Annotated in this window: 12 protein-coding genes and 1 riboswitch; of the genes, 10 read left to right on the top strand and 2 right to left on the bottom strand. The window is 69.4% G+C overall.

Going from position 1 to position 12144, the window contains the following annotated elements; genetic code table 11:
- Nucleotides 1-24 precede the first annotated feature (24 nt).
- Together ACYVBN_RS03825 and ACYVBN_RS03830 are read right to left on the bottom strand one after the other, a co-directional pair.
- Nucleotides 25-456: a SufE family protein gene (locus tag ACYVBN_RS03825; RefSeq protein WP_460599351.1), complete on the bottom strand. Its 432-nt coding sequence runs from the start codon at nucleotides 454-456 to the stop codon at nucleotides 25-27.
- Nucleotides 453-1349, bottom strand: coding sequence for a sulfurtransferase (locus ACYVBN_RS03830; protein ID WP_460599352.1), 897 nt, complete (start codon nucleotides 1347-1349; stop codon nucleotides 453-455). The genes ACYVBN_RS03825 and ACYVBN_RS03830 overlap by 4 nt, the downstream gene beginning before the upstream one ends.
- Nucleotides 1350-1405: 56 nt before the next feature.
- Between ACYVBN_RS03830 and ACYVBN_RS03835 the strand changes: the two genes are divergently transcribed.
- The 10 genes from ACYVBN_RS03835 to ACYVBN_RS03880 all read left to right on the top strand — a co-directional run bounded on the left by ACYVBN_RS03835 (nucleotide 1406) and on the right by ACYVBN_RS03880 (nucleotide 11826).
- On the top strand, nucleotides 1406-2104 hold the full coding sequence (locus ACYVBN_RS03835; protein WP_440282370.1) for an EcsC family protein: 699 nt from the start codon (nucleotides 1406-1408) through the stop codon (nucleotides 2102-2104).
- Nucleotides 2105-2106: 2 nt separating this feature from the next.
- A complete protein-coding gene (locus ACYVBN_RS03840) occupies nucleotides 2107-2493 on the top strand; it encodes a YkvA family protein (protein WP_440282369.1) in 387 nt (128 codons plus the stop codon).
- Nucleotides 2494-2588: 95 nt separating this feature from the next.
- On the top strand, nucleotides 2589-3614 hold the full coding sequence (locus ACYVBN_RS03845; protein WP_460599353.1) for a DUF4192 domain-containing protein: 1026 nt from the start codon (nucleotides 2589-2591) through the stop codon (nucleotides 3612-3614).
- Between the two features lie 192 nt (nucleotides 3615-3806).
- A riboswitch (SAM riboswitch) is annotated at nucleotides 3807-3944 on the top strand.
- Nucleotides 3945-3980: 36 nt separating this feature from the next.
- Complete coding sequence (gene metX, locus ACYVBN_RS03850; RefSeq protein WP_460599354.1) at nucleotides 3981-5180, top strand: homoserine O-acetyltransferase family protein; 1200 nt, start codon at nucleotides 3981-3983, stop codon at nucleotides 5178-5180.
- Between the two features lie 117 nt (nucleotides 5181-5297).
- Nucleotides 5298-5678, top strand: coding sequence for a universal stress protein (locus ACYVBN_RS03855; protein WP_440282366.1), 381 nt, complete (start codon nucleotides 5298-5300; stop codon nucleotides 5676-5678).
- 238 nt (nucleotides 5679-5916) lie between these two features.
- Nucleotides 5917-7455, top strand: a complete 1539-nt coding sequence (locus tag ACYVBN_RS03860) for an RNA polymerase sigma factor (RefSeq protein ID WP_440282365.1) — start codon at nucleotides 5917-5919, stop codon at nucleotides 7453-7455.
- Nucleotides 7456-7571: 116 nt separating this feature from the next.
- Nucleotides 7572-8495 carry a tyrosine-type recombinase/integrase gene (locus ACYVBN_RS03865; protein ID WP_460599355.1) on the top strand — a complete coding sequence of 308 codons (924 nt, stop codon included), beginning with the start codon at nucleotides 7572-7574 and terminating at the stop codon, nucleotides 8493-8495.
- Complete coding sequence (locus ACYVBN_RS03870; RefSeq protein WP_460599356.1) at nucleotides 8492-9124, top strand: hypothetical protein; 633 nt, start codon at nucleotides 8492-8494, stop codon at nucleotides 9122-9124. The genes ACYVBN_RS03865 and ACYVBN_RS03870 overlap by 4 nt, the downstream gene beginning before the upstream one ends.
- A gap of 84 nt (nucleotides 9125-9208) precedes the next feature.
- Entirely contained in the window at nucleotides 9209-9628 is a 420-nt protein-coding gene (locus ACYVBN_RS03875) for a hypothetical protein (protein WP_460599357.1), read from the top strand.
- Nucleotides 9625-11826, top strand: coding sequence for a phage/plasmid primase, P4 family (locus ACYVBN_RS03880; RefSeq protein ID WP_460599358.1), 2202 nt, complete (start codon nucleotides 9625-9627; stop codon nucleotides 11824-11826). Before ACYVBN_RS03875 ends, ACYVBN_RS03880 begins: the two co-directional genes overlap by 4 nt.
- The last annotated feature ends 318 nt before the right edge of the window (nucleotides 11827-12144 follow it).

Below are 12144 nucleotides of genomic sequence, written 5' to 3' on the forward strand. Positions count from 1 at the left end.
GTCCTGAGCGCACGCGCCGGCGGATCAGTCCGACAGCAGCGTCCGGGTCTGCCGTTTGATCCTAGAGAGCATGGCGACCATTCCGCGCATCCGCAGCGGAGAAACCGCCTCGGCGAGTCCGAACTTGAACGGGACATCGTCCGGCACGTCGAGCACCGCCTGTGCCGGCTGGCCGTCCAGACCCGCATGCAGGATGCCCGCGAAACCGCGCGTGGTCGGTGCCTCCTTGGGTGCGTTGAAGAACAGGTGCACATCACCGTCGGTCACCTCGACGGCAAGGAACAACGGTGTCTGACACTCGTGGACCTGCTCCAGCTGGTCGGGGTGGTCGGCATACCGGGCGGGCAGTTCGGGCAACTCCTCGCTCAGCTCCAGCAGCAGCTGCAGCCGGTCCTTCGGGCCGACCGAACCGAAGTCGTCGATCAGTTCGGCCAGCGGCGCGGGCAGGTCGCTCACGCCGCGGGTCCGCCCTGCTCGACCGGCACCCGCACCGCGTTGCCCCACTCGGTCCAGGAACCGTCGTAGTTGCGCACGGTGCCGAAGCCCAGCAGGTGGGTCAGCACGAACCAGGTGTGCGAGGAGCGCTCGCCGATGCGGCAGTAGACCACCACGTCCTCGCCGGGGTCGAGTCGCTGCTCGTCCTGGTAGAGCGCTTCGAGGTCCGCGCGACTCTTGAAGCGACCGTCCTCGCGCGCCGCCTTCGACCACGGCACCGACCGTGCGCCCGGGATGTGGCCGCCGCGCAGTGAACCCTCCTGCGGGTAATCGGGCATGTGCAGCAGCTCGCCGCTGAATTCGCCGGGGGAGCGCACATCGACCATCGCCGTGCCCCGCTCCAGCTCGGCCAGCACGTCCTCCTTGAAGGCGCGCACCGGCGCATCCGCGCGTTCCACGACCGGGTAGTCGGCCGTCCGGGCCGTCGGCACCTCGCGGGTCATCTCCCGGTCCTCTGCCAGCCACGCCGACCGGCCGCCGTCGAGCAGCCGGACATCCTGGTGACCGAAGAGCGTCATCACCCACAGGGCGTATGCCGCCCACCAGTTCGACTTGTCGCCGTAGATGACCACGGTCGTGTCGCGGCCGACGCCGCGCTCCGACATCACCTTGGCGAAGCCGGCTCCGTCGACGAAGTCACGGGTCACGGGGTCGTTGAGATCGGTGTGCCAGTCCAGTTTGAAACTGCCCGGGATGTGGCCGGTGTCGTAGAGCAGCACGTCCTCGTCGGACTCAAGGACGACCAGGTCGGGGTGGTCGCCGGCAAGCTGCTCGGCCAGCCAGCCGGTGGTGACCAGGCGCTCCGGGTGGGCGTATTCGGCGAGCTCGGGACTCGAGTCTGTGGGGTAAGGCATAACGCCACGTTACGCGCTCCGGTATGGCGTCCCGACACGGCTGGCAGGATGGGCGCATGTTCGGCAGCAGCAAGAAGAAGAGCAAGCAGCCCGTCCCGCTCGACAACGGTCCGTTGGGCAGCACGGCGCTGAGCCTGTCGCAGAAGCTGATCACGGTCGGTATCGACGGGAAGGCCGGCTTCGACAGCGCGCACGAGGTCGCCGAGGCCGCCCGGCGCGACTACCCGGCCGACGTGGACCGAGCCATCGACCACGTCGTGTCCCAGCACCGCAAGCTCGCGGCCAGTGCCGGATTCGTCACCAGCCTCGGCGGATTCGTCACGATGGCCGTCGCCCTACCGGTGAACCTAGTCGGCTTCTACCTGATCAACACCCGCATGGTGGCAGCCATCGCCGACCTGCGCGGGTACGACCTGCACGACCAGGGCACCCGCACCGCCATACTCCTGACCCTGGTGGGCGGCGACGCCGACGACCTGCTCAAGAAGGCCGGTGTCGTGAGCACCGGCCGGCTGGCGAACCTGGCGGCCAACCAGCTGCCACCGCCCGCGGTGATGGTCGTCAACAAGGCGGTCGGTTTCCGGCTGGTCGGCCAACTCGGTGACAAGCTGCTGACCAAGCTGGGCAAGGGCATCCCGGTGGCCGGTGGTGTGATCGGCGCCGGCCTGGACGTGTTCCTCTTGCACCGCATCGCCAAGGTCGCCAGGCGGGAGTTCCCGCCCACCGGCCGCGCCCTGCCGGCCGGGCGGAGCTGAGCGTGCCGCGGCTGCCCAAGGTGTCCGGCCTGGCCGGCGTCCGCTGGTCGGCGATGCGCCGGATCTCCGACGCACTGCAGGAGGTCACCGAGCCGGGCGGTCCCTCCATCTCGGTGCGCGTCGCGTCCTTGCCGCGGATGACGAAGGCCGTCGCACGCGGCGAGTACACGGGCGTGAGTGCCGGTCATCTCGGCCTGCTGGCGGCGGCCGCCGCGTACGTCGTCTCGCCGATCGATCTGCTGCCCGAAGCGCTCGTCGGTGTCGTGGGACTCGCCGACGACGCCGTCGTGCTGGCCTGGCTGGCCAAGGCCCTGGTGGAGGACACCGACCGGTTCCTGGCGTGGGAACGCCGGCGCGGCGACACGATCCCGGGTGAGCGCCTGTCCTGACCGGGCGGTCCACATCCCCCTCCGGCCCGGTCACGCATCCACACCCGCGGTGATCGACCGTCCGCGACCCTGGTGCGCGGCCACAGGCTCGCCGTATGACATCCAGCCTGCACGGCATCGGCGAGCTCATCGCCTACCTGCCCTACCAACTCGGATTCCTGCCCCGGGACTGCCTCGTCGTGATCGGCCTGCGCGACCGGCGCACGGTCCTCACGGCGCGGTTCGACCGACCGGACAGCTGCGACGCCGTGGCGTTCGCGAAGCACATCGCCACCACGTTCGGCAGGCACGATCCGGACGAGCTGGTCGTGCTCTGTTACGACGCGTCCGGGGCCGCCGACCAGCTGTTCCTGCAGGAGTTGGGCGACCTGCTGCGCGCAGCCGGCGCAGTGCTGTCGCACGTCGCACATGTGCGGGGCGAGGCTGCGACCTGGCGCGCCGAGCGATGCTCGTGTCACCGCTGCCCGTGCACATGGTCGCCGGTCCCGCCGGCCACCGGCGTCGCACCGGTGGCCGAGCAGGTGCTGCGCGGCGTGACCCCGGCCGCCGACCGTGCCGACCTCGCGCACCGCTTCGACGTGCGCCATCCATTGGTGGCCGCAGCGGTCGGGCATCGGCTCGGCGAGCCGGCCGAGGTGCACAGCGCCGAGGTGCTGCCGCGTGTGCTGCTCGAGCAACAGACGCCCGTGCATCAGCTCCCGGTCGACGTGCTGGCCGACGCCACCACGGCCGTGGCCGCGATCGTGGTCCGCGACCAGGTGCTGTCCTGGCTGATGCCGCAGTTCCTGCCGGCGGAGCTGGTCGAGGCCGAAGCGCCGGTCGATCCGCACCACCTCGGCCTGCCGCCGCTCTGGTTGCGTGAGCTCGATCCGTTCGACGATCCGGTGGACCGCGTCGCCGAGCGACTGGAGGAGTGGGTCGGGTGCATCCCGCAGTCGTGGAGTGTCCCGGTGCTGCTGCTCGCCGCCGCCATCCGATGGGTCACCGGCAACGGGGTGCTCGCGTCCTTCGCTGTCGACCGCGCGCTGCAGGTCGAGCCCGACTGCCGGCTGGCCCAGTTGTTCGACGCGGCGCTGCAGGCCGGGCTGCGCCCGACACCAGCTCAGCAACGGCCTGCCTAAGATCACCCCCACGAAATTCCTCCCCCGCTCCGGCACCCCACGACGTTTCTTCCCCGCCAGTTCCTCCGAATACTGCGCGGGAGCCCGATTCTCTCGGGTCGCTATGTCGCGGGTCCTGGGTGGAACGCCCGACCCGTGAGATGCGCGGGCGACGGCTTCGTCCCGCCCAGACGGTTTTGCTACCGTTGTATCCGTCATGAGTCCCAGCGTTCGCTGACCTTCGCGGCCACGAACACAGCCCCGGCTGGCTGGGCGGCAACCCTCCACCGCGGTGGGGTGCCCCGGGTGAAGACAGGGTCGACCGCGCACGGCGGTCGGCAAGCGCGGGGCCGGCGAGCCCCAAGGGGCACGCAAGGAGTGGGCCGGATGAGCGCCATACGGACGGCGACGACGCAGACCTCACGCACGCCATTACGCACCGGGTCACCGGTGCAGTGGTGCGCACCGCCGCCGGATGCCAACCCCGACGCCCGCGCGATCCGCCTCACCGACGTGCCGTTGGAGAGCGGTGCCGTGCTGCCCGAGGTGGTCGTCACCTTCCAGACCTGGGGGCGACTGTCCTCCCGCGCCGACAACGCCGTGCTGGTCGAACACGCATTGACCGGTGACTCGCACGTCGTGGGGGAGCCCGGCCCCGGGCAGCCGACGGCGGGCTGGTGGCCCGGCCTGATCGGCTCCGGACGGCCGTTGGACACCGACGAGCTGTATGTCGTCGCCGTCAACGTGCTCGGCGGGTGCCGCGGCACCACCGGGCCGGGTTCGCCCGCCCCGGACGGCAGGGCGTGGGGATCGCGCTTCCCGCGCACCACCGTGCGCGACCAGGTGATGATCGAGGCGGCGGTCGCCGACGCGCTCGGCATCGCCGACTGGTTCCTGGTGCTCGGCGGGTCGATGGGCGGCATGCGCACCATCGAGTGGGCCGCCGGTCATCCGCAGCGCACCCGTGCTGCGCTGGTCATCGCCAGCGCTGCACAGGCCACCGGGGACCAGATCGCGTGGGGTCAGGCACAGACGTTGGCCATCACCTCCGACCCCGGGTACGCCGGTGGCGACTACTACGGCACGGGCGTCATACCGAGTGACGGGCTGGGTATCGCTCGCCGGATCGCCCACGCGACCTACCGCAGCGCCGACGAGTTCAACACCCGGTTCGGCACGCGGCCACAGGATCAGGAGGACCCGCTGGACGGCGGCCGGTTCGCAGTGGAGAGCTACCTGGACCACCAGGCCGGCAAACTCGTCGCCCGCTTCGACGCCGGCGCCTACGTGCAGCTCACCGCGGCGATGGCGACCCATGACGTCACCCGCGGGCGCGGCAGCCTGGCGGAGGTGCTCGGCGGCTACCCGGGACTGTTGCGTGTCGCCGCCGTCGACTCCGACCGGCTCTTCCCGGTGGAGTTGTCCGAGCAGATCGTGGCCGCACACGGCCGCGGACGGGTCCGGCTGATGCGTTCACAGCACGGGCACGACGGGTTCCTCATCGAGACCGATCAGATCGCGGCGATCGTCTCCGAGGCCGTGGCCGATGCACGGCGCGAGCAGGTCCGCGTGCCCGTCGCCGGTTGAGCGCCGGCCGGATGTGAGCTTGGCCACCAGGCTGCTCGCCCCGCCGGCGGATCGGTCCGGTAGCGTCGTCGGTACGTCCGAGACGTGAGCGACCCGATGGGAAGAGGTGATCGCGCAGTGGCTGTCGTGGTGGGGTACGTACCGACCAGGGAAGGCGCCGCGGCGCTGCGCCGAGCAGCCGCGGAAGCGGCCGTGCGCCATACCCCCTTGGTGGTGCTGGACTCGGCGCACAGCGAGGGGCAGGACCAGACCCCGGACGCTCGCGCGCAGCTGGCCGAGTTGGCCGACCAGGACGTCAGTTACGAGGTGCGCACCGTCGGTCCCGGCGAGGATGCCACGGAGGAACTCCTGCGCATCGCGGAGGAGGAGTCCGCCGATCTGTTGGTGATCGGGCTCCGGCGCCGGTCGCCGGTCGGCAAGCTGATCCTGGGCGCGAACGCCCAGCGCATCCTGCTGGATGCTGCCTGCCCGGTGCTGGCGGTCAAGCCCGCCGAGTGAGCGGACCGAGCCCCGGAAAGGGGCCGATGGAATGTTCCACGCCCCGAATCGTTTTATAATGGTGTGGAAGCGCTCGTGACCGAGCCGGACCAGCCGGTGTGACGGTCGCTTCGAAACCCCAACCTCGGTCAGCCGTCAACCCCGGACGGCAACGTAGTGGTGTCCGTGCACCTGCGTCCGTGCATCCAGTGCCCGTGCACGGCTGACCGACAGTTTCGGAAGGTAGTTGGTGGACCCAGTGGCGAAGACCCCCGGAGCGCCGGCATTGCCGGCGGAGTTCGCGCACCCGGCGCTGCAGCAGCTGATGGCAGTCGGACAGGCGAACGGCTCGATCGACAGCTCGCAGCTGAAGGATGCCCTGGAGGCCAGTGAGATCGCGCCGCAGCGGATGAAGACCGTGCTGCGTGCGCTGGATGAGCACGGCATCGCCGTCACGCTCGACTCCGAGACCGCCGCTCGTGCCGTGGCGACCACCACCACCCGTCGCAGCACCAGCCAGAAGGCCGCCAAGAGCGCTGCCAAGAAGACCACGGCCGCCAAGGGCGACGACCCGAAGCCGGCGAAGAAGGCCGCCGCCAAGAAGACGGCCGCCAAGAAGAGCGCCGACGACGTCGACACCGACGCGCTCGAGAGCGATGCACCGGACGACGCGATGGATGACGCGAAGCCGGCCAAGAAGGCCGCCGCGAAGAAGACCACCGCCAAGCGGTCCGCGGCGCGCAAGAAGACCGACGACCTCGACGTCGCCGAGGACGAGGCGCCGGACGCCAAGGACCTCAAGGACGACGAGGCGGAGGAGTCCGACGCGTTCGTCATCCGCCAGGACGACGAGGACGACGCACCGGCCCAGCAAGTCGTCACCGCCGGTGCAACGGCCGACCCGGTCAAGGACTACCTGAAGCAGATCGGCAAGGTCGCTCTGCTCAACGCGGAGCAAGAGGTCGAGCTCGCCAAGCGCATCGAGGCCGGCCTGTTCGCCGAGGAGAAGCTCAACGCCGGCGAGAAGATCGAGATGAAGCTCAAGCGCGAGCTGTGGTGGATCGCGCAGGACGGCAAGAAGGCCAAGAATCACCTGCTCGAGGCCAACCTGCGCCTCGTGGTCTCGCTCGCCAAGCGCTACACCGGTCGCGGCATGCTCTTCCTCGACCTCATCCAGGAAGGCAACCTCGGCCTGATCCGTGCGGTCGAGAAGTTCGACTACACCAAGGGCTACAAGTTCTCGACGTACGCGACCTGGTGGATCCGACAGGCCATCACCCGCGCGATGGCCGACCAGGCGCGCACCATCCGCATCCCGGTGCACATGGTCGAGGTCATCAACAAGCTGGCCCGCGTGCAGCGGCAGATGCTGCAGGACCTCGGGCGCGAACCCACTCCGGAGGAGCTCGCCAAGGAGCTCGACATGACCCCGGAGAAGGTCGTCGAGGTGCAGAAGTACGGCCGCGAGCCCATCTCGCTGCACACCCCGCTCGGCGAGGACGGCGACAGTGAGTTCGGCGACCTGATCGAGGACTCCGAGGCCGTGGTGCCCGCCGACGCAGTCAGTTTCACCCTGCTGCAGGAGCAGTTGCACTCCGTCCTGGACACCCTCTCCGAGCGTGAGGCCGGCGTCGTGTCGATGCGTTTCGGCTTGACCGACGGCCAGCCCAAGACGCTCGACGAGATCGGCAAGGTCTACGGCGTCACGCGGGAACGGATCCGGCAGATCGAGTCCAAGACGATGAGCAAGCTGCGGCACCCGTCGCGCTCCCAGGTGCTGCGCGACTACCTGGACTGACGCTTCACCGCTCCCATACGCATCATCGCAGGTCAGCAGCCCTTTTCGGCTGCTGACCTGCGTTATTTCCGGCAGCACAGCGCTCCTAGTCCAGATATTCGTCGTAGAGTGGCCGGGTGTCCCGCCAGCCCGTGACGTTCGACCCGGCCGCCCTGGTGCCGTCCTGGCAGCTGGCGCTGCGCGCCGACCGCAAGAGCCCGCAAACCCTCAAGAGCTACTCCGACGGGGTGCGCCTCTACCTGGCCTGGTGCGTCGAGCAGGCAGCCGAGCCGCTGGACCGGACCAGCCTGCGCGGCTGGGTCAGCGCCCTGCTGGACGGCGGCAACGCGCCCGCGACCGCCCGGTCCCGGCAGTTGGCCGTGCGCCGGTTCACCGCCTGGCTGCTCGAGGAGGGCGAGATCCCCACCGACCCGTTCCTGGGGATCAGGGCGCCCCGGCTGGACACCGGCGTCGTCCAGCCGCTGACCGAGGACCAGCTCCGTGCCCTGCTACACGCCTGTCAGCCACCCCGTGGGGCGACCCCGGCCGAGGCGCTGCGGTACCGCCGGGACGAGGCGATGCTGCGGCTGATGCTGGAGACCGGTGCCCGCGCCGGCGAGGTCGTGGGCCTACGGCTCGCCGACCTGGACCTGCCCGCCGGCACCGCGCTCATCCGCCGCGGCAAGGGCGGCAAGGGCCGGGTCGTGCCGTTCGGGCCCACCACCGCCCGGGCACTGGACCGGTACCTGCGGCTGCGGGCCCGGCACCGCCTGGCCGGCACCGCGCACCTGTGGGTCGGCGACCGCGGCAAGGGGTTCAGCTACGACGCGCTGCACAAGACCCTGAAGCAGCGCGCCGACGCCGCCGGCATTCCCGGGTTCCACCCGCACCTGATGCGGCACACCGCCGCCCACCGCTGGCTGGCCGCCGGCGGCTCCGAGGGCGGGCTGATGGCCGTCGCCGGCTGGACCCGCCCCGACATGCTGCTGCGCTACACCAAGGCCCAGGCAGCCTCCCGCGCTGCGGCGGAGGCGCGCACCCTGAACCTGGGCGAACTATGACCGGGCGGCGTCCGCCGCGCGCGTACGACGGCATGGTCGTTGCGCTCTGGCCCGACCTCGGCGAAGACGATCCCCACTCCTACGACCTCGACTCCATGTACGGACGGCTGGTCACCGACCACCGATTGAACCTCATGACAGGGGAGTGGGAGCCGATCCCCGCGTCCACGACCCGCCCGCTGCTGCGGATCGTCTGCGACGGCGAGCACAACAGGCTCGGTAGTGCACCCATGCTCGCGGAGCTATGGCACACCGATCGCGGACCGTTCTTCATCTCCAAGCTGCCCGGCGCCGTCACCGACCCACCCAACGACCCGGACGACCCTTTCGCACCCCCCAGCGCGGTGCTGCCCCCACGGTTGAGGCGCGAGCGTCGCGCCCAACATCGCGAACCCGCGCCAAGCCAGCAGTGGCACCCAGTTCCGATCACCATCGTGCGCTTGTTCTTGCAAGAGCCGGCCACCGAACGCGCGCACTTGTGGGTGAAGTGCGCGGACCACGGGCCAGCGACCATCGACCGGGCGCTCCTGTACAAGGCCCACCTGGAGGATCAGGCCCGGCGACGAGCAGGACACGACACGCCGCAACCGATGGTCATTCCCCTGCACGACGTACGAACGCTATCCTGAACGCGGCCCCGTTACGAGGGCCGACAATGCGAGTGCCGGTGGCACGCCCAGAGTTGACGCACTGGGAGAAACCACCGGTGAGTCATGCCCGCACCCGAGCCCGCCGAGCGACAGATGATCGCTCGCGTGGCCGCCCACGAATCGTGGGCCAACACCATCAACCGCACCGCACGCACCGCGCCCGCGCGGCAGGCCTTCCTGCGCAAGTTCGAGGACCTCGTCGATCCCGCTCGCCAGCTCCCGGCAGCCGAGCGGGAGCGCCGGGCCACCAACGCTCGTAAGGCACACTTCAGTCGGCTCGCACTTCGGTCGGCCCAAGCCCGTCGGTCCACTGCCCGCCAGCGGGCAGCTTTGGTCGAGCTGGACGAGGCTATGTCGCTGCTCGCGCAAGCCGCAGAGTCGCAAGCTGAATCAGGTGGTGATGGATGGGGCCCCGCAACACATGTGCTCCAACTGCGTGACCCGTCGGGGACGGACATCGACGATGGCGGTGAATCCGAATGAGCAAAGGAGAGCGCCGCCCCGGAGCGGAATCCGAGACGACGCAGAGCGATTCGGCAGCTAACCTCAAGCCCGGTTCAAGTCTAGATTCGGGGTCCGACACGGCGGAGATTGATCCTGCCGGCCTCGAGCAGTACCTCCAGGCGATTTTCACGGATGAGACGGGAACCGCCTTCATTGCCCTCGGCGGCGAACCTCACGCCGTCGGCGGTCGCTATAAGCACCGAAGCTGGAAAGAGCGGAAGTTCGGTTGGCCGCGCCGCTCAGCCAGGCTCGCGAGCGCGGTCCTCGCAGCTTCGCTGGCCGGGGACGACGTGTACATCTGCCCATACTTGATGCAGGGTGGCCAGCGGGCCAAGGGAGCCAGCGTCGCCCGAAGAAGGGTGCATGCCGACATCGACGGCCCGGTCGACCTGAACTTGGTCGACGGCCTGGATGGCTGGGCCATCGCGTCTGGATCGGCCGATCACGGCCACGTGTACGTCGACCTGGAACAGTCCGTGACGGCGTCCGATCACGAGGCTCTGTGCCGCGGGTTGGGCACGTATCTCGGTCACGCGGACGCCAAGGTGTGCGACAACGATTTCCTTCGACCGCCAGGGACCCTCAACCACAAGCCTGTTGCGTTCGGCACCGGCGATGCGGCCCAGGTCGCGTGGCTGGCGCGACCGTCCGGCCGGCGATGGCCTCCGGAGCGTCTTGCCGAGGTGCTCGGCGTGCAGCTGCCCAGCATCTCTGCCCGAGGGCAGCTGTCGGTCACGCATTCGGTCGCGGAGGTGGATGTCGCCAACCTGCCGCTGGGCGTTCGCGATGCGCTGTCCGAGGTCAGTGGCGATCGTAGCGTCGACACGATGAAGGTGGTCGCAGCGTGCGTCGAGGCGGGCCTGACGCTCGAGCAGGCCCGTGGTGCGGTGGCCAGCCGCGATGATCTGGCCGAGCGGCTCGCCGATCGTTCTGACGATGACGTGCTGCGTTGCTGGTCGCGAGTCGCGGGAGGGCACCCGGGTAGTGCCGATGCGGAGACCGTGCACCGAGGGCAAGCCAGGATGGCGTATCGGCTCGCTCAGGAGCACGGGCGTCGCCTGATGCACGTTCACGGCATCGGGTGGCATGTCTGGGACGGCCGCCGGTGGATCGAGGACCACCGGCGCGAGGCGACACGGGCGGTGCTCGATGTGCTGCGGACTGCCTTGGCGGACTCCATCGAGGACAAGGAGTTGCGAAACGACGTGCGGCGTTGCGAAACTGCCTCGGGCTTGGCCGGTGTTCTCATGATCGCCGCAGCCCTGGAGACATTCGCTGTGACCGTCGCGGATCTCGATCCAGACCCGTACCTGCTGAACGTCGCCAACGGCACACTCGACCTGCGGACAATGCAGCTCCGCGCGCACGACCCGGCTGACCGGATCACTAAGGTGACTGCGGCGGATTTCGACGACTGCGCTACCGGGCAGTTGTGGGAGGCATTCCTGGAACGGGTCCTGCCGGACACCGAGGTCCGTGGGTTCCTGCAACGGTACGTTGGCGTAGCCCTCTGCGGCCGAGTCCGCGAACACGTCCTGGCCATCCTCACCGGCACCGGGAGAAACGGCAAAGGGGTGTTTTACGGTGCCGTCGCGGCCGCTCTCGGCGACTACGCGAGCACTGCAGAACCGGACCTGTTCATGCACCGGGAGAACGCCCATCCCACCGGCGAGATGGACCTGCTCGGGCGGCGGTGGGTCGTGGTGTCCGAGTCCGATCGGGGACGCCGGCTGGCCGAGGCCACCGTCAAGCGGCTCACCGGGGGTGATCAGATCAAAGCGCGACGGATGCGGCAGGATTTCGTCGCCTTCGCACCGTCACACACCGCGGCGCTGGTCACCAACCACCTGCCGAAGGTCTCCGGCGACGATCCCGCGCTCTGGGCCCGCCTGAAGGTGATCCCGTTCAGCGTTGTCATCCCGGAAGTCGAACAGGACCCTCAACTGCCCGAGAAACTGGAACGGGAAACCACCGCGATTCTCGCCTGGGCAATCCAGGGATGGCGTGACTACGAGTCCTTAGGCCTCTCGGCACCCAGTGCGGTCCAAAGCGCCACCGACGACTACCACGCAGAGTCGGACCCCATCCAGGGGTTCCTCGACGAGTGCTGCGAGATCGGGCCTGGCTACGTCGTCCGTTTGGTCTCCTGTGGGGTCGCTGGTTCGAGTGGCGTCTAGAGGCCGGCGCTGACGAGATCTCGAAGAAGTCGTTCGGCGAGGCATTGGAAAGACTAGGCTTCCCGGCGGCGAAGGGAGGCGGAGGGATTCGCCAACGTCGCGGCCTTCGTCTGCACACGGAGGGGGGCTGACGGGGTCCATCGCCACGTGGCGTGTGTGGCACGTCCCGGTGTTCGTTCTACACGTGCACATACAAGGCGGTCATACCGTGTGCGCGCCACACACGCCACCGGAGTTCCTGCACGGCGGTGGCCAGCGCAGCACTGCGGCGAGGAGGGCCCAAACAGAACCCGGCCCTCGCCGCACCTGAGCGGCAGA

The sequence above is a fragment of the Flexivirga lutea genome, from assembly GCF_054778955.1.